This is a genomic window from Buttiauxella sp. BIGb0552 (assembly GCF_004366275.1).
GTDB lineage: Bacteria > Pseudomonadota > Gammaproteobacteria > Enterobacterales > Enterobacteriaceae > Buttiauxella > Buttiauxella gaviniae.
The window spans coordinates 339913-361457 of the sequence record NZ_SODY01000003.1; the positions used below are offsets into that span (position 1 = coordinate 339913).

Genomic DNA, 21545 nt, shown 5'->3' on the forward strand with positions numbered 1-21545 from the left:
GTTTTATAGGGTGGATAAGCGCAAGCGCCATTCACCATTTATTGTGCAGACTGCTCGCTCTTAGCGCGTTCCAGCTCAAACACCACATCAACCTGGTCATCAAACTGAATAGTTTGCTGGTCGTAGGTATCCTGGGCTGAAACCGGCGCAGCCGCGTCAGCTTTCATCATCCGCACCATCGGCGCTGGCTGGTAGTTAGAGACATGGTAACGCACGCTATAAACTGGGCCCAACTTGCTGCTAAAGCCTTCGGCCAGCAGTTTAGCCTGGCGAACGGCATCGTCGATAGCGGCTTTACGCGCTTTGTCTTTGTATGACTCGGGGTTCGCAACACCCAGAGAAACAGAACGAATTTCGTTAAGACCTGCTTTTAATGCGCCATCAAGCAACTCGTTCATTTTGTCGAGTTTACGCAGCGTGACATCCACCTGACGCACGGCAATGTAGCCTTTAAGCTGCGTTTTACCATCCTTCAGATATTCATATTCTGGTTGAGTACGAAGATTGGCAGCATTGATGTCTTTCTTCTCGATGCCACTTTGCTGCAAGAATGTCAGGTATTGTGCAACACGATCGTCAGCTTGTTTTTTAGCTGATGCAGCATCTTTGGCTGATACATTGACTTCGATTGCGAGCTTAGCAATGTCAGGAACAGCATCCACGCTAGCGGTGCCGGATGTCACAACATGTGGGCCATTTGGCAACTCGTCGGCCAACGCCGGAACCGAACCTAATCCCACTAAAGCGGCTAATGCCAGGGTTTTAAACTTCACTGTAATTCCTCCATGCTACATTCCACTGTCATTACACCCGCAAAATACACGGACGTCTGGCAGCAAGCTTAGCCTGGAATGGTAACTTGTCTATCGGATTTACACCCAAAATAATTCGAGTTGCAGGCAGGCGGCGACGCAGTGAATCCCCAGGAGCTTACTCAAGTAAGTGACTGGGGTGAGCGAGGAAAGCCAACGCACATGCAACTTGAAGTATGACGGGTGATGGCTAATTACCCTATCAGGGAAGCGATATGGCGAACCCCATCTGACGCAAGTTGCAACGCGATAACCCACATCACCACGCCCACTACGCCATTGATAATCCGCTGAGCTTTCGCGGTGCGCAGACGTGGCGCAAGCCAGGCTGCGAGAAGAGCCAGACCATAAAACCATAGGATAGACGCACTCACGGTACCTAATGCAAACCAGCGCTTCGGTTCATCAGCCAGTTGCCCACCGAGACTCCCCAGTACAACAAAAGTATCCAGATAAACATGCGGATTAAGCCAGGTTACCGCCAGCACGGTGGCGATAATTTTCCAGCGCCCCTGCTTCATCACTTCTGCTGAAGCCAGTTCTACGCTGCTACTCATCGCGGTACGCAATGCGCCCCAGCCATACCACAAGAGGAATGCCACACCGCCCCACGTCACGATCGCCAGCAGCCATGGCGACTGCATCAGCAGCGCACTACCTCCAAAAACCCCACCGCAAATCAGCAGCACATCGCTTAAGGCGCAAAGCGAGGCGATCATCAAATGATACTGGCGGCGAATACCCTGGTTCATCACAAACGCATTTTGTGGGCCGAGCGGCAAGATTAACGCAGCGCCTAATGTAAGGCCTTGAAAAAAGTAAGATAACACGATGATTCACTCTTTAATGTTTAGCAATTAAAGAGGAGTTTAATGGGGAATAATTATTAGAGGAAATGGATAATTTTAATGGTTTATAAGTATTGCTAATGAAGAATAGGCCAGCCGAAACTGGCCCCAGAAAATCACGCTTACGCAGCTTCTTTCACTCGTTTGAAATTCACATCCATTTGCGGATAAGGGAAGCTGATTCCCTGCGCATCAAACTCGCGCTTAACGCGTTCCAGCACATCCCAATAGACGTTTTGGAGGTCGCCGCTGTTGCTCCAGGCACGCACCACAAAGTTAATGGCTGACGGCCCAAGCTCATTGAGGCGCACGGTGATGTCGCGGTCTTTCAGCACGCGCTCATCGCTGTTGATGATATCTGTCAGGATTTGCTTAACCTTGTCGATATCCGAATCGTACGCCACGCTGATGATAAATTCGTTGCGGCGCACCGGTTCGCGGGAGAAGTTAATAATATTGCCGGCGATGATTTTACCGTTAGGCACCACAACGATTTTCCCGTCCACAGTGCGCAAAGTGGTGGAGAAAATCTGCACGTTCAGCACGGAGCCCGCAATACCGCCAAGATCAACATATTCACCCGCGCGGAATGGGCGGAAGGTCACCAGCAACACGCCTGCCGCCAGGTTAGAAAGCGAACCTTGCAACGCCAGACCAATGGCTAAACCTGCGGCACCGAGGACTGCGATAACGGACGCAGTCTGAACGCCAACACGCCCCAGCGCGGCAATTAACGTAAATGCGATGATGCCGTAACGCACCAGAGCGGAAAGGAAATCAGCTACCGTCGCATCAATACCACGCGCCAACATCACACGGTTAATCGTATTGGAAACCACGCGAGCCACGATCATCCCGACGATGATTATCGCAATCGCCGCCACAATGTTGACCGCATAGCTCAGCAGTAACGCCTGGTTGCGCACCAGCCAGCCTCCAGCATTATTAATACTGTCTACTACGTTGAGATCTTCCATTCACGGTTCCTTGTCTTTACTGAAATTTGCGCCTGAAAAGCACAACAGAGACTTTAAAGGGTAAACAAAACAACCGAATATGCCAAGTTGCTCACAAATTTGGCCGAAAAAAACCCGCGCGCGGCGGGTTTCAGGGAAGCGAATTAATGCTCAAAGGCATTAGATCGAGTGGGTAAAGGTGCGCGAAATGACATCTTGCTGCTGTTCACGCGTCAGAGCATTAAAACGCACCGCATAGCCGGAAACGCGGATGGTCAGCGTCGGGTAGTTTTCCGGGTGTTCAACGGCATCAAGTAGCATTTCCCTGTTCATGACGTTTACATTCAGATGCTGCCCGCCTTCAGTTCGCACATCGTGATGGAAATAACCATCCAGCAATCCCACCAGGTTTAACTGGCGCACGGCGTCATCACGCCCTAATGCCGCAGGAACAATCGAGAAGGTATATGAGATACCATCTTTAGCGTAACTGAACGGCAGTTTAGCGACCGACGTTAATGAAGCCACTGCACCTTTCCGATCCCTCCCGTGCATTGGGTTCGCCCCTGGTGCAAATGGCATACCGGCACGGCGGCCATCTGGCGTGTTACCGGTTTTTTGCCCATACACCACGTTTGAGGTGATCGTCAGGATCGACTGAGTCGGCACCGCGTTGCGATAGGTTGGCAGCGCCTGGATCTTTTTCATAAAACGCTCAACCAGATCGCAGGCAATGGCATCAACACGATCATCATTATTACCGTATTGCGGGTAGTCACCTTCAATGACGAAATCAACCGCCAGCCCGTTTTGGTCGCGCACCGGTTTCACCGTGGCGTACTTAATCGCAGAAAGCGAATCCACTGCCACCGACAACCCGGCAATACCGCATGCCATGGTGCGATAGACATCCCGGTCATGCAGAGCCATTAACGAGGCTTCGTAGCTGTATTTGTCGTGCATGTAGTGAATAAGATTGAGCGCGGTGATGTATTGCATTGCCAGCCAGTCCATAAAGTGGTCGAGGCTGCCCATTACCTTGTCGTAATCCAATACCTCATCGAGCAGCATTGGCATTTTCGGGCCGACCTGGATTTTGAGTTTTTCGTCCATGCCACCGTTGATGCAATACAGCAGCGTTTTAGCGAGGTTGGCTCGTGCACCAAAGAACTGCATCTGCTTGCCAATCACCATCGGACTGACGCAGCACGCAATCGCATAGTCATCGCTGTCGAAATCACAGCGCATCAGGTCATCATTTTCGTATTGCAGAGATGACGTTTCGATGGAAACTTTCGCCGCATAAACTTTGAAAGGTTTCGGCAATGCTTCCGACCAGAGAATCGTCAGGTTCGGCTCCGGTGCAGGCCCCATGGTGTACAGCGTGTTCAGGTAACGGTAGGCATTTTTGGTGACCAGCGTGCGACCATCAAGCCCCATTCCACCGATGACTTCGGTCGCCCAAATAGGATCGCCGGAGAATAGCGTGTCAAATTCCGGTGTACGCAGGAAACGCACCATGCGGATTTTCATAATGAAGTGATCGACCAGCTCTTGTGCTTGCTGCTCTGTCAGCAGCCCAGCTTTTATATCGCGCTCGATATAAATGTCGATAAACGTGGTGGTGCGGCCCAGTGACATCGCCCCGCCATTCTGCGATTTCACCGCAGCCAGGTAGGCAAAATAGAGCCATTGCAACGCTTCTTGCGCATTGCTTGCCGGGCGCGAAATATCAAAACCGTATTTTGCCGCCATCTCCTGAATTTGCAGCAGTGCACGGCGATGTTCAGACAACTCTTCACGCAAGCGAATTACCGCTTCAAGATTTTCACCACGCTCAAGCTGGTTTTGCAGATCGGCAAACTGCAATTCACGCTCGCGCACCAGGTATGCAATCCCGTAAAGCGCAACACGGCGGTAGTCGCCAATAATGCGGCCACGCCCGTAGCCATCTGGCAAGCCAGTCAACACACCTGATTTACGGCAGCGCAAAATATCCGGTGAGTAAACATCAAATACGCCCTGGTTATGCGTCTTACGCAGCGAGGTGAACTGATATTCAAAATCCGGGTCCATTTCACGACCATAAGCTTCAAAAGAGCTTTTGATCATATTCACGCCACCATAAGGGTGTAAGGCGCGCTTTAGCGGTTTATCGGTTTGCAAACCGACAATTTTTTCATGCTCTTTGACGATATAACCCGGTGCATGCGCGGTAATCGTGGTGGCAATATTAGTGTCGAAATCGACTGGCGCGTGGGTGGCATTCTCAATACGAATGCCGTCCATGACCTTTTCCCACAACGCAGTGGTCGCTGGAGTTGCGCCTGCTAAGAATGATTCATCACCTTCATACGGGGTATAGTTATGCTGGATAAAATCCCGAACATTAATTGTCGCTTTCCATTCTACGCCCGAGAATTGCTGCCAGGCATGGGCATAATTATCGTTGGTAATATCAACATCTACTTTCATTACTTCATTCCTTTAAAGCATATTATTTATATATACCCTTTGAATTTCGAGTTGCGGGGGTATATCAGGCGTATTCGGCGAGATAGCATTCTCTACCTAAATGCAAAGCATCAAGTGCAATCATCTTTTCTTCATTGGTAGGAATAACCGCTAAAATAACGGGAGACTGTTTGCAGGAAATAATTCGCTCACCTGAGCGGTTAGGTTGGTTATTCTTATCAATATCCAGTTCAACACCAAATACCCGTAAACGCTCAGAAACCAGACGGCGAATAAGTATTGAATTTTCACCAATACCACCGGTAAAAATAATGCCGTCCAGGCGATTTAATGCAGCTGTGTGCGCGCCAATCGTTCGGGCAATACGATGGACAAATGCTTTTATCGCCCGTTGTGCCCGCTCATCACCGTTGTGCCAGGCATTTTCCAGGGTACGTAAATCTGACGATAAACCCGAAAGCCCCAGTAGCCCTGACTCTTTATTGACTACCTGCTCAAGGTCATCCATGGATTGTCCGGTCTGCCTTGCAAGCCAGGCCATCGCCCCGAAATCCACATCACCGCAGCGCGTACCCATAATCAGGCCTTCGAGTGGCGTCATACCCATTGAAGTATCGATGCTTTCGCCATTTTGCACCGCGCACACCGAAGCACCATTACCTAAGTGAGCAATCACTAACCCCGAATTCTCTACGTTCAGGCCTAATAAATCACATGCCTGCTGCGCCACGTAACGATGCGAAGTGCCATGGAATCCATAGCGGCGCACACCATACTCTTCAAAGTAACGATATGGCAGACCGTACAAATAAGCTTCGGGCTTTAGGGTCTGATGGAAGCTGGTATCGAATACCGCGACTTGAGGAACGCCAGGGAAACGAAGGCGTGCAGATTCCACGCCGTGTAAATTGGCATAATTGTGCAGCGGAGCCAAAGGTGAAATCTGGCGAATTTTTTCTATGACATCATCAGTAATTAATACCGACTCCCTAAACAAAGAACCACCGTGAGCAATACGGTGGCCAACAAAGGCCACACTATCAATTAAATGACGTTTCTCAAGTTCAGCAGATATTGCCGCGAGTGTCTCTTCATAATTCTGGTGAGCCAGAATAACTGGCTCTCCATCATTGACCGTTAAAAATGCACTCTCGGTATTAATACCTTCACAAATTCCAGATAAAAGCACATCGAAAGTTTCTGCATCTAATACTGAAAACTTTACCGAAGAAGAACCACAGTTAATCGTCAGCACTACCGGGTATTCATTCATTTTTAAATTCCACTCATCCTGAGTAAGTCATTAGATAAGCTTGAAGACAATATTAAGAATGGTCAGCAAACCAATTACTGTGACAAAAATGTTTTCGGTCCTGCCTTTATATTTCGCCAGCGCAGGGGTTTTGCGAATGGCATACATTGGCAGCAGGCAAAGCAGAGAGGCGATAATCGGCGCACCCATAGCTTCAATCAAATCGAGGATGTTCGGGTTGGCGTAAGCCACAACCCAGGTCGACCCCATGATAAAGACCATGCTGATAAGGTTGAGTTTGCCACCGGATACTTTGGTTTTATCACCCTTATACCCAAACTTGAGGACCAGACCGTTAAGTCCTTCAAGTGTGCCAAGATAGTGGCCGAAGAAGGATTTGAAGATAGCGACCAGGGCAATAATCGACGCGCCATACTCAAGCGTAGTGGCGAAGGTCGATTTTGTACCCGCCATTGATGAGAAGTGGTTAGCCAGATAAGAAAGCACCGGAATGTTTTGCGCTTTAGCCTCGGCCATATTTTGCGGTGAAAGCGTGAACAGGCAGCTGAAGGCGAAGAACATCACAACAGCCACCATCAACATGCTGGCACGGGAGATAATTTTCGAGCATTTGTCTTCGGTGTACTGCCTGCCGAAGTCCTTCTCATACTCTTCGCGTTTGGAAACCACAAACGAAGAGACAATCGGCGAGAAGTTAAAGGAGAAGACCATGATGGAAATACCGAGCCATACGGTCACAAGAATACCGTCACTGCCGGTAAACGAAATATCGCTGAGACTCACCTGGTCGATAACCGCAGAGTTCCAGTAAGGGATCAGCGAGACAGAAATCAAGATCAGGCAGGCAATAAACGGGAAAACCAGATAGCTCATGACTTTGACCATCAGGTCTTTGCCAAAATAGATAACAAAAGCCATCAGCAGCAGCAGGAACAGCGCCACCACACCGCGGTTTAGGGGCATGAGTTGCAGCTGGTTTTCCCAGAAAGTCATAAAGGTGTTGGTAATCGTAACGCCGTAAATCCACAGCAACGGGCAAATGGCGAAGAAGTACAGGAAGGTAATGACCACACCACCTGTCTTACCAAAATGCTCTTCTACCGTTTCGGTAATATTTCCAGAAGGGTTGCTCCCGGAAAGACAGAGGCGTGCTAGTGCGCGGTGGCAGTAAAATGCAATGGGATAAGCCAGAAACAACATAATCAATATTGGAATTAAGCCGCCGTAACCTGCACGAATAGGGAAAAATAAAACCCCGGCGCCGATAGCGGTGCCAAATAAGCCTAATGTCCAGGTGGTGTCAGATTTTCGCCATTGCGATACAGCTTTTTGGCCAATAAGGGTTGCATCAGTATTACTCATAATAGAGTTCCTTTAATAATTCAATATCCGTTATATTCCGGGTTACACATTTATTATCCTGAGTGCAACCCGAATTAGTTGGTTATATCAAATATCTGCTGATCCTGTGATTTGCGAAACACGCGAAAGATCGATGTTTCCGCCAGATATAATGCTTACTGTTTTACGGCCTTTAATATAGTGATCCAATTTTCCACTTAATAAAGCCGCAGTGGCCAGTGCGCCAGCGCCTTCAGTAACAACTTTATTACGTTGGATTAGCGCCACCATACTGTTGCGAATTTCATCTTCACTGACTAATACAATATCGGTAACTAATTTCTTCACGATTTCATAGGTTATTCTGCCCGGACGGGAAACATCGCAACCATCGGCTAATGTACCTGAAGTACGGTGTGCCATCAGTTCACCTTTATAAAATGATGCAGCCATACCATGCACATTTTCAGCCTGGACACCGATAATATTAATTGTCGGGTTGATTGATTTAATCGCCAACGCAATGCCCGCGATTAAGCCACCACCGCCAATCGGCACAATAACGTTATCTACATCATATAAATCTTCAAGAATCTCGAGGCCGATGGTGCCTTGCCCGGCAATAACATGTTCATCATCATACGGCGGTATGAAGATACGCCCTTCCATCTCAACAATTTCGCTAACCTTAGCGATGGTGTCGTTGAAGTTATCGCCGTGCATCACTACCTGCGCTGAGTAATCGGTAGTTGCTGCCACTTTAGATTTCGGTGCACCGTTAGGCATCACCACCTTGCCATTGATTCCCAGAATAGCGCAAGAAAGCGAAACCCCTTGCGCGTGGTTGCCAGCAGAACAAGCCACTACCCCTTTTTTTCTTTCTTCTTCTGTTAAGGAGCTAAGCTTATTAAAAGCACCACGTATTTTAAATGAACCTGTACGCTGCATATTTTCAAATTTCAAAAATATCTCGCCCTTGCAGCATTCGCTGAGATAATTAGAACGGGGCATTCCTGTTTTATATATATATCCAGCGAGTCTTTTCTTCGCTTCAAGGACATCAATAATAGTAACAGGAAGTTCATAGTCGATATGCATGTTGACCTCAACATTAAAAAGCTAAAACAATACAGGAGGTGACTGCTTATTAAATCAATCACCTTGAATGAGTTATATATTTATCAATTACTGAATTAGGCTAAGCAACTTCAGTTAATTGGTTAAATTGAAACTGACTACGCAATGAATGTTTTTTGGCAAGCTCAACTAATGTGGCTGCAGAATGATTAATTCGGTAATTTTTAGACCACACCGCAGCGTAGCGAGCTATAGGTAATTTATCTTCAACAGGAATTTTTATAAATTGGTTAGAACCAAATGGGGCAATCATATCTCGAGGGATTACCGTCAGGAAATCGGCATTCAACACTAAATTATAAATAGTCACTACCGAATCAGTTTTAACGATATTTTCGCTTTTAATATTATTCTTTTGCAGCGTAGTAAGGAGTTCACTGTAATATCCCATTTCCGTTTGTGGCAAGACCCATTGTTCATGGCTTAGAGCACTTAGCGTAGTCGTTCCTTTGACTACCCGTGTTCGGTTCGCGACCAGAATAAATTCTGACTCAAACAGCGGCTCAATATGGAGATCTTGCAGTAGCATTTCATCACTCAGAGTACCGATTGCAAAATCCAGACGCCCATCACGAATTGCGGGCAAGAATGAGGAAAGCTGGGCTTCGAACATTGATACCTGAGATTGTGGAAAGAGCCCTTTAAACTCTTTCATCATGCCCGGCAAAAAAGTAAAACCGATCAGCGAAGGATAGCCAAATGATACATCACAAACAGTATTGCCAATCATACGGCTCATTTCGCTGCACATATTTCTCAGTTCGCGCGTGATGGATTCTGAGTATGTCAGTAGCACTTTACCTGCTTCGGTTAATTTTACGCCGGTGTTTTTTCTGATGATGAGCTCTAAGCCAAAATAAGCTTCCATCTCACTAATAACTTTACTGACTGCTGGTTGGGAAAGACCAAGCTGTTTTGCTGCAGAACCAAATGAACCACTCCTGACAACTTCCTGGAATACCATCAGGTGTTGTGTCTTTGGTAACGAATTATTGTCCATGAAGTTCTGCGCTCAATTAACTTTCCATGCAGAAGATCATAACGAATTGCACACAGGATGTTATGTGGCTTGACTCACAAATACTTGAGAGTTAATTGCATGCAAAGCAATCAACTTAAATAAATGCTTTAAAAACAAATACATATATAAAAACAATCAGCCTTTAATATGATGCGCATCAACCTTAAGCACCCTGATAAAATTAAGTTATGGAGATAATTTAATCATATAAGTTTAAATAAGCAGCTGTTCATACTGCATTTTATAATAGCAAGAGAAGATTTATCTTAGGGCTGAAGGTGCAATATAAACTAATTTTGTTATTTTTAAAAAATAATTAATACATCCAACGAGATTATTTGATCATTTAATGAACTTGAATAAAATAATTATTGAATAATAAAGAGTGAATTTAACGGGATATTTTATTTTTAAATATTGAGATATAAACGATTGCGTTCTCATTACTGCACATAAAAAAACCCGCACAAGGCGGGCTTTTCGATACAGCAATTAAGCTACGAAGATTACAGAACGTCTACTGCGTTCAGTTCTTTGAAAGCTTGCTCCAGACGGGTGATCATAGAAGTCTGTGCAGAACGCAGCCATACGCGCGGATCGTAGTATTTCTTGTTCGGCTGGTCTTCGCCTTTCGGGTTGCCCAACTGACCTTGCAGATACGCTTCGTTAGCTTTGTAGTAGCTCAGGATACCTTCCCAAGTTGCCCACTGGGTATCGGTATCGATGTTCATTTTGATAACACCGTAGCTCACGGAATCTTTGATTTCTTGAGCTGTAGAACCGGAACCGCCGTGGAATACGAAGTTCAGGGAGTTGTGCGGCAGATTGTGTTTCTTAGAAACATAGTCCTGAGAATCGCGCAGGATAGTTGGAGTCAGAACCACGTTACCTGGTTTGTAAACACCGTGCACGTTACCGAAAGAAGCAGCGATGGTGAAACGTGGGCTGATTTTGCTCAGTTCGGTGTAAGCGTAATCAACGTCTTCTGGCTGAGTGTACAGAGCAGAAGCGTCCATATGGCTGTTATCTACGCCATCTTCTTCGCCGCCGGTGCAACCCAGTTCGATTTCCAGAGTCATGCCCATTTTGGACATACGAGCCAGATATTTAGAGCTGATCTCGATATTTTCTTCCAGAGACTCTTCAGACAGGTCGATCATGTGAGAAGAGAACAGTGGTTTGCCAGTTGCTGCGAAGTGTTTTTCACCCGCGTCTAACAGGCCATCGATCCATGGCAGTAATTTCTTAGCGCAGTGGTCAGTGTGCAGGATTACTGGCACGCCGTAATGTTCAGCCATCTGGTGTACGTGATGTGCGCCAGAGATAGCACCCAGGATTGCAGCGCCCTGAGGAACGTCAGTTTTCACGCCTTTACCAGCGATGAATGCAGCGCCACCGTTAGAGAACTGAACGATAACTGGAGCTTTAACTTTCGCAGCAGTTTCCAGTACGGCGTTGATAGAGTCGGTGCCTACGCAGTTAACTGCTGGCAGAGCAAAGTTGTTCTCTTTTGCTACCTGGAAAACTTTCTGTACGTCATCACCAGTGATCACACCTGGTTTTACGAAATCAAAAATCTTAGACATGTTTGTCGTCCTGTATCGTCGCATTTAGAAAAAACGTTTGTGCCGCCGAATACTTTACAGCGGCAAAAATTCAACGGGCAGGAAACCCTGCCCGTAATCATTACTTCTTAGCGCGCTCTTCGAGCATCGCTACTGCTGGCAGTACTTTGCCTTCCACGAATTCGAGGAATGCGCCGCCACCAGTGGAGATGTAGGAGATCTTGTCAGCAATACCGAACAGGTCGATTGCTGCCAGAGTGTCACCGCCGCCTGCGATAGAGAATGCTTCGCTGTCTGCAATTGCATTAGCAACGATTTCAGTACCTTTACGGAAGTTCGGGAATTCGAACACGCCAACCGGGCCGTTCCACAGAATGGTTTTTGCATTCTTCAGGATTTCAGCCAGTTGCTGCGCAGATGCATCACCGATATCCAGGATCTGCTCGTCAGATTTCACGTCGTTTACAGATTTCAGAGTTGCAGTAGCAGTCTCAGAGAACTCAGTTGCAACGCGAACGTCAGCAGGAACTGGGATATCACAGATAGTCAGCAGGCGTTTAGCTTCGTCAACCAGGTCTGCTTCGTACAGAGATTTACCTACGTTGTGGCCTTGAGCAGCAACGAAGGTGTTCGCGATGCCACCGCCAACAATCAGCTGGTCAGCGATTTTGGACAGGGAATCAAGAACAGTCAGTTTGGTAGAAACTTTAGAACCGCCAACGATTGCAACCATTGGACGAGCTGGTTCTTTCAGTGCTTTACCCAGTGCGCTCAGCTCTTCAGCCAACAGCGGACCTGCACAAGCGATGTCAGCAAATTTACCAACGCCGTGAGTAGAAGCCTGTGCACGGTGCGCAGTACCGAAAGCGTCCATTACGAATACGTCACACAGAGCAGCGTATTTCTTAGACAGAGTTTCGTCGTCTTTCTTTTCGCCTTTGTTGAAGCGAACGTTTTCCAGAACAACCAGTTCACCTTCAGCAATTTCAACGCCGTCGAGGTAATCTTTAGCCAAACGAACCGGGGAAGACAGTTTGTCTTTCAGGTAGTTAACAACCGGCAGCAGAGAGAATTCTTCGTTGTACTCGCCTTCAGTCGGACGACCCAGGTGAGAAGTTACCATCACTTTAGCGCCTTGCTTCAGGGCCAGTTCGATAGTTGGCAGTGATGCACGGATACGTGCGTCAGATGTCACTTTCCCTTCTTTAACTGGTACGTTCAAATCTGCACGGATCAGAACGCGCTTACCAGCCAGATCCAGATCGGTCATCTTAATTACAGACATGGTGAATCCTCTCGTTGATTCTTAAAGTTTTGCGAACGCATATGCGCTCTACCTGAAACCACTTGCGGCCATGACTAACGTCGTGTCGAGCATTCGGTTAGCAAAGCCCCATTCATTATCACACCAGACTAGAGTTTTAATCAGATGTTGCCCACTGACCCGGGTTTGTGTGCCGTCAACAATGGCACTGTGCGGATCGTGGTTAAAATCAGTCGAGACCAATGGTAATTCCGTATAGTCAACTATACCATGAAATGAATCTCGTGCTGCTTTTTGCAGCAACTTGTTGACTTCATTGGCTTTAACTGCATTTTTCACCGTCACGCTTAAATCTATTGCCGTGACGTTGATGGTCGGAACTCGCACCGCGATCGCTTCAAAACGATCGTTAAATTTCGGGAAAATACGTGCGATTCCAGCAGCAAGACGCGTATCAACAGGAATAATAGACTGGCTGGCAGCACGGGTGCGGCGCAAGTCTGGATGATAGGCGTCAATAACCTGTTGATCATGCATGGCAGAATGAATGGTAGTCACTGTGCCCCACTCAATACCGTAAGCATCATCAAGCAGTTTGATAATTGGAATGATGCAGTTTGTGGTGCAAGAAGCATTGGAAACAATGCGATGCTCAGCAACCACACTTTCATGATTCACACCGTAAACAACGGTGGCGTCGAGGTCGTTACCGCCTGGATGAGAGAAGAGGACTTTTTTGGCACCGGCGGCCAGATGAGCTTCACCGTCTGCACGGGAGCCAAACACACCGGTACAATCGAGCACCACATCAACGCCCAGTTCACGCCAAGGCAAATTAGCAATTTCCGGTTCGTGCAAAATACGGATGGCGTCGTCGCCTACCCATAACTGGTCGCGCTCCTGACGGACGTCCCAGGCGAAGCGGCCATGGCTGGTGTCATACTTCAACAGATGCGCCATACCCGCAGCATCAGCCAGTTCATTGATTGCTACGACGGTAATTTCCGCACGGCGACCGGATTCGTACAAAGCACGTACCACGTTGCGCCCAATGCGACCGAAGCCATTAATTGCTATGCGTACGGTCATATCTCTCCTGCCAGAATCCCTGAGACTAAGTGGCTGACAGAGTAATCCAGCAATCGTCTGAGGGGAATCCTCGCACTATTGAAACTGCATTTGTTTGCTTAATTGTCGAACATTTAGTCGACTGAAACGCTTCAGCTATGGTAAGCGAAACAGGGAATAAATGGAACGTTACCCCAGGACAGGCAACTAATCTTCTGACGCAGGTCACATTTTCGATGGAATAACTGCAACGAATTATGGGCTAAGAACGAATAGTAGACAGCGTAAACACGCGACTACCCAGAATTACAGGCTCCGTAGTAAAACTGGATTTCAACGATGAAGAGTAAACGCTGCCAGCTGGCAGCGTTTATCCTGACAGGCTTTCAATCAAAATTCGATTCGGGCCCCCAGATTATAACGACGCCCCTCGACCAGCCCGTAATCACCCCATGGGCTGACACGTTGTGGGTCGGCATCAAACACGTTGTACACCCCAGCCATAAGCTGAGTATTTTTGTTCAACTGGTAACGCGCACCGAGGTCAACCATCGTCCAGGCGTCATAATCAATATGGTCGCCGGTATCGCGATTGCTACTGCGGTAATTTGTTTTGCTCCACAGATCTAACGCTTGTGTCGCCGACCAGGTCAGTGACAAGTTCGCCATATGGCGTGGGAAGTCATTGAGCGCATAACCCTTATTCACACCTGTTTTCTGCTCACTATGGTTATAAGTGTAGTTTGCGTTGGCCTTCACGGTTTCCGTCACTTGCCAGTCCGCATTCAGCTCCACACCGTAAACATCAGCTTTGCCGACGTTAAAGTATTTGCTGATGGAATCAGCTTTATAGCCGTTCATCTGGCACTGGTTAGTCGCCGTCGTTTCGCAAATAGTCTCTTCCGAGATTTTATCTTTAAATTGGGTGTAGAAAACCGTGCCGTCTAACGCCAGTTTTTCTCCAGCCCAGTACAAGCCCAGTTCGGAGTTGACGCTTTTCTCTGGTTTCAGGTCATCGTTACCCACGGTCAAATAAGGGTACGGTGGTAATGAGCCCCGTGGCGTCACGAAGTCGGCTGAGGTTTCACGCAACTCAGGTTTTTTATAACCTGAAGATACGCCACCTTTCAGAGCCCAGGCGTCCGTAATGGCCCAGTTGCCATAAAGTTTTGGCGTGATGTGTGTGCCAAAATAGTTGTCGCGGTCCATACGTGCAGAGGTGGTCAACGTAAAGTCCCCAATCTGCCAGCCGTCTTCAGCAAACAATGCCCAACCGTCGCGGCTGATTTTGGTCACCGGTTCAACGCCAGGCGCTTCTTTACTGGAAACCGCAAATTGATCGTTCAGCTCTTCGCGGGTGAAGTTAGCCCCAACGGTGAGTTTATGATTCTCGAACGAGAAAGTGGTCTGGCTATTCGCAACGTAGTTTTCAGTCTCAATGTGCTGCGGTGCATCGCCGTCCAGGTTGTATTTAGAGCGACCCTTCTCATAGTTGAGATAGTTATTGGTCGCGATCGTATCTTCGGCATACCAACCGCTGTGGCTCAGCGTCACCGCATCCCTGTCAAACGTCCACATCCATGGCGCGTCGTCGCGGTTTTTCTTCTGTTTTCCCGTCACCACATTCAGATCAAAAAGGTTAGTTTCGTTTGCCGCAAGGCCAACGGTCATATCAATAGATTTACGATCGTTCTTGCTGAAGTAATTATTGCGCTCGTCGTCACGGCGATTTAGCCAGTCGGCCGCGACGCTAATACCCAGCACGTCGGGCACAATTGGCCCCATTGCGAACAAATTCATTTGGTTGGTATTACCGAATGCACTGTCTTCCTGAATGAAGGTGTTTGCCACCAATGCCCCGGTCCAGTCTTGTACGCCGTAAGGTTTTTTGGTGATAACGTTCACCACACCGCCAATGGCATCGGAACCATATAGCGATGACATTGGCCCGCGAATGACTTCAATTCGTTCGATAGCTTCCATCGGCGGCAGGAAGTTAACCTCGGCACCAATATCCTGCCCATAAGGCCGTGACTCACCGGTATTTTGTTTCACGCTATTAACCATAAATGCGGTATAGCCTGAGTCCATACCGCGCATCATAATACTGCCGGTTGCCATATCACTCGAACCACTGCCGATATTAACGCCGGGTAAATCCTGAATGGCTTCGGCGACATTCCTGTTTGGTTTTTCATCGAGCTGTTTTCTGTCAATAACAGAAATTGTCGCCGGGGCATCTTTTTTCTGTTGAGAAAAACCCGATGCCGTCACGACCATTTGATCTTCAGATTCTTTAAGAGAAGCGTTATTTTCCTCGGCCAACACGGGAAGCATAGCGCCCCCTGCTAGCACCATTATTCCTGCCACTCTTCTTGCGAACACCAACTGCTTATTCGTTGCCATTTTTTATTACCCAAGATATTGAAAAAAAGCCTGCCGGCCCTGTGAATTTTCACCACAGGGCTTTATTGTTCTTTTAATGAAAAGTGAGTTAGATTTTTTCGAGATCGACTTTAATAATGTAGTCCGGTTTTTTACCTATCTCTTTTTCACCCTGCTTCACGCTGGCATAAAGAGTGTGGCCATCCGCTGAGAGAGCAAGGCTATTAGGCAAGGCCGATGTCACGATGCTGGCTTTCACTTTATAAGTATCAGCGTCGACAACGCTAATCAGCTGCGCGTTACGGTGAGTGATATACACCTCGTTGCGGCCATTGTTGTACATCACAGCCAGAGAGTTAATCACCTTAATACGATCAATGATTTTGCTGTCTTTTAGTGAAACCACCAAAACATCAGGTAAATCAGGATCGGTAATAAATGCACGCTCTTTTTTATTATCCAGCGCGATATTTAAGAAGAAGTGTTTTTTCTGCGGTTCAACTTTAACTCGCGAAATAATTTTATTATCGCTGGCATCAAGCGTAATCAATTCCCCACTGCCGTTGACAGCATAAACTCGCCCTTTATCTTCATCGACAGTCAACCCGGTTGGATATTCACCCATATTTTCAATGGTCGCAATATGCTGCTGTTTTTGCGTGTCGATAACCCAAATAATACCTTTCTGAGTAACGCCTGATACATATAAGCGCTGGCGTTTTTTATCGAGCGCCATTTCACGGGTGTGAACGATTTCTTTGGGATTGCTGATATCACTCAGTTGAACCGTTTTAATCTCTTTGTCGGTGCGCGTATCAATAAGCGTGACAGCCCCTTCAAGGGTGTTACCGATATACAGAATATGGTTTTCTTCATCCAGCAATGTGGCAAATACGCGTCGCTCAGTGGTGATTTTCCCCGTTGTCTTCAACGTGTCTGGGTTCAGCTTGTAGACCAGACCATCCGTTTTATCTTTATCAAACGAAGGGGCAGAGGCAGCAAACAGAACGTTTTGAGAGGCGTCATATGCCAGCTCATAAACGCCATTACCCACCGGAACGGTAAGAAAGTCCTTTTCAGGAAGTGGTTTAGCGCTCGCGCTCAGTGAGCTCATCAATAGTGCGACGGTTAAAGCAATGAAGCCCGATTTCTGGTATCCGTACAAAGTATGTCGATTCATTTACTTAGATTCACATTTATTTACGAATGTGAATGATAATAATTTTCAATTGCATTATCAACAACAGATAAAAAAAAGGCCAGCAATCAATGTTTGCTGGCCTTAGGGGGGATTACGTTTTACAGAACTGCTTTAGCTTGTTTCACTACGTTTGCAACGGTGAAACCAAACTCTTCAAACAGAAGCTCAGCCGGAGCAGACTCACCGAAGGTGGTCATGCCCACAACTGCACCGTTCAGGCCAACGTATTTGTACCAGTAGTCAGCGATGCTGGCTTCGATAGCCACACGCGCAGCAACCGCTTTCGGCAGCACGGCTTCACGATAAGCTGGATCTTGTTTGTCGAATGCATCGGTAGACGGCATGGAAACCACGCGCGCTTTGATGCCTTCAGCCGTCAGTTGATCCCACGCAGCCACTGCCAGTTCAACTTCTGAACCGGTTGCAATCAGAATCAGCTCAGGCGTGCCTGCACAATCTTTCAGAACGTATGCGCCACGTGCAACATCTGCCAGTTGCTGTTCGGTACGATCCTGCTGTGCCAGGTTCTGACGGGAGAAGATCAGCGCGGTCGGGCCGTCGTGACGTTCTACTGCGTATTTCCACGCCACCGCAGACTCAACCTGGTCACATGGGCGCCATGTGCTCATGTTTGGTGTCACGCGCAGGGCAGCAAGCTGCTCTACAGGCTGGTGAGTTGGACCATCTTCGCCCAGACCGATTGAGTCGTGAGTGTAGACCATCACCTGGCGTTGCTTCATTAATGCTGCCATACGCACCGCGTTGCGGGCATATTCAACAAACATCAGGAAGGTAGAGGTGTACGGCAGGAAACCACCGTGCAGCGCGATACCGTTGGCAATCGCGGTCATACCGAATTCACGTACACCGTAATGGATGTAGTTACCGGCCAGATCTTCATTGATTGCTTTAGAACCAGACCAGATAGTCAGGTTAGAAGGCGCGAGGTCAGCGGAGCCGCCGAGGAATTCAGGCAGCAGGTGGCCGAATGCTTCGATGGTGTTCTGAGACGCTTTACGGCTGGCAATTTTTGCAGGGTTAGCTTGCAGGTTCTTGATGAACTCCTGCGCTTTAGCTGCGAAATCAGCAGGCATGTCGCCTTTCATACGACGGGTAAATTCAGCAGCTTCTTGCGGGAAGGCTTTAGCGTATGCAGCGAACTTCTCGTTCCATGCCGCTTCTTTAGCCTGACCTGCTTCTTTCGCGTCCCACTGAGCATAGATCTCAGACGGGATTTCGAATGGCGCGTGTTTCCAGCCCAGTGCTTCACGGGTCAGTGCGATTTCCGCGTCACCCAAAGGTGCGCCGTGGGAATCGTGCGTACCGGCTTTGTTTGGTGAACCGAAACCGATAATGGTTTTGCACATCAGCAGTGAGGGTTTGTCGGTAACGGCTTTAGCTTCTTCAACAGCGCGTTTGATTGCGTCTGCATCGTGACCGTCAACGCCGCGTACTACGTGCCAGCCGTAGGCTTCAAAGCGTTTCGCAGTATCGTCAGTGAACCAGCCTTCAACATGGCCGTCGATGGAGATACCGTTGTCATCATAGAAGGCAACCAGTTTACCCAGACCCAGCGTACCCGCCAGAGAGCAAACTTCATGGGAAATACCTTCCATCATGCAGCCATCACCCATAAAGGTGTAGGTGAAGTGGTCAACGATGTCGTGACCTGGACGGTTGAACTGTGCTGCCATGGTGCGTTCAGCAATGGCCATACCCACTGCGTTCGCAACACCCTGACCCAGCGGGCCAGTTGTGGTTTCAACACCCGCGGTATAGCCCACTTCCGGGTGACCCGGAGTTTTGGAATGCAGCTGACGGAAGTTTTTCAGTTCTTCAATCGGCAGGTCATAACCTGTGAGATGCAGCAAGCTATAGATCAGCATTGAGCCGTGGCCGTTAGACAGCACGAAGCGGTCACGGTCAGCCCATGCAGGGTTCTGCGGGTTATGGTTCAGGAAATCGCGCCACAGGACTTCGGCAATGTCGGCCATACCCATAGGGGCGCCCGGATGACCGGATTTGGCTTTTTGTACTGCGTCCATGCTGAGTGCACGAATAGCATTGGCAAGCTCTTTACGAGAGGACATTTTGACTCCAGATCGGATGGTTGAAGGTCAGGCCTTGACTACTATGCGTTATGGGCTACGCCCAAAAAATTGCCATCAATGTACCGCAAGCGGTGTGCCATGTACATGGAGCATCCTTTTGTCTGGTTAAGAAATCTCTGGAACCTGCTCGCATGTTGCGCAAGTTGATGCGCGAGTTTGGCTAACTTCTTTATACTGAAGCGACTAGCCAATGGTTTGTGGCTGAATCACCTCTGAGCAGTTATCACTAATTAAGGATATTGGCATGAAATTGCGCCCAATTTTATTAAGCCTGAGCGTTGCTGCCCTACTGAGCGGCTGCCAGAACATGGACTCTAACGGTCTGCTCGCTTCCGGTGCGGAAGCATTTCAGGCGTACACATTAAGTGATGCGCAGGTGAAAGAGTTGAGTGACAAATCTTGTGCTGAGCTCGACAGCAAAGCGAGCATTGCACCAGCTAGTAGTGAATATGCTAAACGTCTAAGCAAAATTTCCTCAGCCCTGGGCGACAACATCAACGGCATGCCGGTGAACTACAAGGTGTATGTCACCAAAGATGTGAACGCGTTTGCGATGGCTAACGGCTGTATCCGCGTATACAGCGGCCTGATGGACATGATGAACGATAACGAAGTCGAAGCAGTTATCGGCCACGAAATGGGTCACGTTGCACTCGGTCATGTGAAGAAAGGCATGCAGGTTGCATTGGGCACTAACGCAGCCCGCGTAGCAGCAGCCTCAGCGGGCGGTGTGATTGGTAGTTTATCGCAGTCACAACTGGGCGATTTGGGTGAAAAACTGGTGAACGCACAGTTCTCCCAACGCCAGGAGTCTGAAGCTGATGACTACTCGTATGATTTGTTGAGAAAACGTGGAATCAACCCAATTGGCCTGGCGACCAGTTTTGAGAAGTTAGCAAAAGCGGAAGAAGGTCGCCAAAGCTCAATGCTTGATGACCACCCTGCTTCAGCCGAACGTGCGCAACATATTCGTGACCGTATGGCTGCAGATGGTTTGAAGTAACTTCAGTCAACTAAGCACTTCAGGCGTTATTGTCGCAGACAGTTTGAACCCGGGCAGCGCGCAGCCACCGGAGCGTACACACAGTACGTGAGGATGGCGAGCACTGCCCGGGTTTAAAATGGCAAGTAAAATAGCCTGATTACTCGCCCTTCTTAGCCGCCTGGATATACAGCATTTCTAGCGCGAGAGTTGCGCCAGCCAATGCAGTAATTTCGGACTGGTCGTAAGCCGGAGACACTTCCACAACGTCCATACCAACGATGTTCAGGTCTTTCAAACCACGAACCAGTTTCAGTGCGCGGTCAGTCGTCAAACCACCGATAACCGGAGTACCGGTACCTGGTGCGAAAGCAGGGTCGATACAGTCGATATCAAAGGTCAGGTAAACCGGCATATCGCCAACAATCTGCTTAACCTGAGCCAGCACGTCGTCAACAGTTCGGTCGTTAACCTGGCCTGCATCCAGCACGGTGAAACCGTTGTCTTTATCGAACTCAGTACGGATACCAATTTGCACTGAGTGGTTCGGGTCGATCAAACCTTCTTTAGGTGCGGTGTAGAACATCGTGCCGTGGTCGAACTCGCAACCATTCGCATAGGTATCGGTGTGCGCATCGAAATGCACCAGTGCCATTTTACCGAAGTGCTTCGCGTGGGCGCGCAACAGCGGAAGAGTCACAAAGTGGTCACCACCGAAAGAGAGCATACGCTTGCCAGCAGCCAGCAGTTTTTCTGCGTGAGCTTGCAGACGTTCGCTCATGTCACGCGCATCACCGAAGGCGTAAACCAGGTCGCCGCAGTCAACAACGTTCAAACGCTCGCGCACATCGAAGTTCCACGGGAAGCGGTTGCCTTCCCATGCCAGGTTGGTAGACACCTGACGGATTGCCGCAGGGCCATGACGACCACCTGCACGGCCAGACGTTGCCGCATCAAAAGGAACGCCAGTGATAACCCAATCAGCATCGCTGTCATATGGCATAAAGTTCAGCGGAAAACGTAAAAAACCGAAGGCATTGGATACCAGGGAATTGTCGTACTGATGGCCTAAGGTGCTCATGGTTTGACCTCACGATGATGGTAAT

At 48.3% G+C, this 21545-nt stretch carries 16 protein-coding genes; 1 reads left to right on the top strand and 15 read right to left on the bottom strand.

Annotation, left to right across the window (positions count from 1 at the left end):
* Positions 1 to 38 precede the first annotated feature (38 nt).
* The 14 genes from EDF88_RS10525 to tkt form a co-directional block, all read right to left on the bottom strand.
* Positions 39 to 773 (bottom strand): oxidative stress defense protein, encoded by a 735-nt coding sequence (locus tag EDF88_RS10525; RefSeq protein ID WP_064513638.1) that lies wholly within the window; start codon positions 771 to 773, stop codon positions 39 to 41.
* Positions 774 to 1006: 233 nt separating this feature from the next.
* Positions 1007 to 1642 (bottom strand): arginine exporter ArgO, encoded by a 636-nt coding sequence (gene argO / locus EDF88_RS10530; RefSeq protein ID WP_134184593.1) that lies wholly within the window; start codon positions 1640 to 1642, stop codon positions 1007 to 1009.
* A 140-nt stretch (positions 1643 to 1782) separates the two neighbouring features.
* A complete protein-coding gene (gene mscS / locus EDF88_RS10535; RefSeq protein ID WP_064513642.1) occupies positions 1783 to 2637 on the bottom strand; it encodes a small-conductance mechanosensitive channel MscS in 855 nt (284 codons plus the stop codon).
* A 159-nt stretch (positions 2638 to 2796) separates the two neighbouring features.
* Positions 2797 to 5091, bottom strand: a complete 2295-nt coding sequence (gene pflB, locus EDF88_RS10540) for a formate C-acetyltransferase (RefSeq protein ID WP_134184595.1) — start codon at positions 5089 to 5091, stop codon at positions 2797 to 2799.
* Positions 5092 to 5155: 64 nt separating this feature from the next.
* Positions 5156 to 6364 (bottom strand): propionate kinase, encoded by a 1209-nt coding sequence (gene tdcD, locus EDF88_RS10545; RefSeq protein WP_134184597.1) that lies wholly within the window; start codon positions 6362 to 6364, stop codon positions 5156 to 5158.
* Between the two features lie 30 nt (positions 6365 to 6394).
* Positions 6395 to 7726 (bottom strand): threonine/serine transporter TdcC, encoded by a 1332-nt coding sequence (tdcC, locus tag EDF88_RS10550; RefSeq protein ID WP_134184599.1) that lies wholly within the window; start codon positions 7724 to 7726, stop codon positions 6395 to 6397.
* Positions 7727 to 7813: 87 nt separating this feature from the next.
* Positions 7814 to 8803 carry a bifunctional threonine ammonia-lyase/L-serine ammonia-lyase TdcB gene (tdcB, locus tag EDF88_RS10555; protein WP_064513651.1) on the bottom strand — a complete coding sequence of 330 codons (990 nt, stop codon included), beginning with the start codon at positions 8801 to 8803 and terminating at the stop codon, positions 7814 to 7816.
* 100 nt (positions 8804 to 8903) lie between these two features.
* A complete protein-coding gene (tdcA, locus tag EDF88_RS10560) occupies positions 8904 to 9842 on the bottom strand; it encodes a transcriptional regulator TdcA (RefSeq protein ID WP_134184601.1) in 939 nt (312 codons plus the stop codon).
* A 527-nt stretch (positions 9843 to 10369) separates the two neighbouring features.
* On the bottom strand, positions 10370 to 11449 hold the full coding sequence (gene fbaA, locus EDF88_RS10565; RefSeq protein ID WP_034498356.1) for a class II fructose-bisphosphate aldolase: 1080 nt from the start codon (positions 11447 to 11449) through the stop codon (positions 10370 to 10372).
* A gap of 100 nt (positions 11450 to 11549) precedes the next feature.
* The gene (pgk, locus tag EDF88_RS10570) at positions 11550 to 12713 is read right to left on the bottom strand and encodes a phosphoglycerate kinase (RefSeq protein ID WP_134184603.1); all 1164 of its coding nucleotides are present in this window, start codon (positions 12711 to 12713) and stop codon (positions 11550 to 11552) included.
* Positions 12714 to 12761: 48 nt separating this feature from the next.
* Positions 12762 to 13781, bottom strand: a complete 1020-nt coding sequence (gene epd, locus EDF88_RS10575; protein ID WP_134184605.1) for an erythrose-4-phosphate dehydrogenase — start codon at positions 13779 to 13781, stop codon at positions 12762 to 12764.
* A 369-nt stretch (positions 13782 to 14150) separates the two neighbouring features.
* On the bottom strand, positions 14151 to 16097 hold the full coding sequence (locus EDF88_RS10580; protein WP_243839609.1) for a TonB-dependent receptor: 1947 nt from the start codon (positions 16095 to 16097) through the stop codon (positions 14151 to 14153).
* A gap of 157 nt (positions 16098 to 16254) precedes the next feature.
* Positions 16255 to 17325 (bottom strand): YncE family protein, encoded by a 1071-nt coding sequence (locus EDF88_RS10585; protein WP_064513676.1) that lies wholly within the window; start codon positions 17323 to 17325, stop codon positions 16255 to 16257.
* Between the two features lie 119 nt (positions 17326 to 17444).
* Positions 17445 to 19436, bottom strand: a complete 1992-nt coding sequence (gene tkt, locus EDF88_RS10590) for a transketolase (protein ID WP_064513678.1) — start codon at positions 19434 to 19436, stop codon at positions 17445 to 17447.
* 265 nt (positions 19437 to 19701) lie between these two features.
* Here tkt and EDF88_RS10595 point away from each other — a divergent pair, with 265 nt between their 5' ends.
* Positions 19702 to 20460, top strand: coding sequence for a M48 family metallopeptidase (locus EDF88_RS10595; protein WP_034457774.1), 759 nt, complete (start codon positions 19702 to 19704; stop codon positions 20458 to 20460).
* 139 nt (positions 20461 to 20599) lie between these two features.
* Here EDF88_RS10595 and speB read toward each other — a convergent pair whose 3' ends face one another.
* Positions 20600 to 21520 carry an agmatinase gene (gene speB / locus EDF88_RS10600; RefSeq protein ID WP_034457777.1) on the bottom strand — a complete coding sequence of 307 codons (921 nt, stop codon included), beginning with the start codon at positions 21518 to 21520 and terminating at the stop codon, positions 20600 to 20602.
* Between the last annotated feature and the right edge of the window lie 25 nt (positions 21521 to 21545).

Bases quoted from the DNA above. Each gene is read 5' to 3' on its own strand.
- tdcA (WP_134184601.1), bottom strand. From the start codon at position 9,842: ATGGACAATAATTCGTTACCAAAGACACAACACCTGATGGTATTCCAG.
- pflB (WP_134184595.1), bottom strand. From the start codon at position 5,091: ATGAAAGTAGATGTTGATATTACCAACGATAATTATGCCCATGCCTGG.
- speB (WP_034457777.1), bottom strand. From the start codon at position 21,520: ATGAGCACCTTAGGCCATCAGTACGACAATTCCCTGGTATCCAATGCC.
- tdcC (WP_134184599.1), bottom strand. From the start codon at position 7,726: ATGAGTAATACTGATGCAACCCTTATTGGCCAAAAAGCTGTATCGCAA.
- EDF88_RS10595 (WP_034457774.1), top strand. From the start codon at position 19,702: ATGAAATTGCGCCCAATTTTATTAAGCCTGAGCGTTGCTGCCCTACTG.
- EDF88_RS10585 (WP_064513676.1), bottom strand. From the start codon at position 17,325: ATGAATCGACATACTTTGTACGGATACCAGAAATCGGGCTTCATTGCT.
- fbaA (WP_034498356.1), bottom strand. From the start codon at position 11,449: ATGTCTAAGATTTTTGATTTCGTAAAACCAGGTGTGATCACTGGTGAT.
- pgk (WP_134184603.1), bottom strand. From the start codon at position 12,713: ATGTCTGTAATTAAGATGACCGATCTGGATCTGGCTGGTAAGCGCGTT.
- EDF88_RS10580 (WP_243839609.1), bottom strand. From the start codon at position 16,097: ATGCTTCCCGTGTTGGCCGAGGAAAATAACGCTTCTCTTAAAGAATCT.
- mscS (WP_064513642.1), bottom strand. From the start codon at position 2,637: ATGGAAGATCTCAACGTAGTAGACAGTATTAATAATGCTGGAGGCTGG.
- tkt (WP_064513678.1), bottom strand. From the start codon at position 19,436: ATGTCCTCTCGTAAAGAGCTTGCCAATGCTATTCGTGCACTCAGCATG.
- epd (WP_134184605.1), bottom strand. From the start codon at position 13,781: ATGACCGTACGCATAGCAATTAATGGCTTCGGTCGCATTGGGCGCAAC.
- tdcD (WP_134184597.1), bottom strand. From the start codon at position 6,364: ATGAATGAATACCCGGTAGTGCTGACGATTAACTGTGGTTCTTCTTCG.
- tdcB (WP_064513651.1), bottom strand. From the start codon at position 8,803: ATGCATATCGACTATGAACTTCCTGTTACTATTATTGATGTCCTTGAA.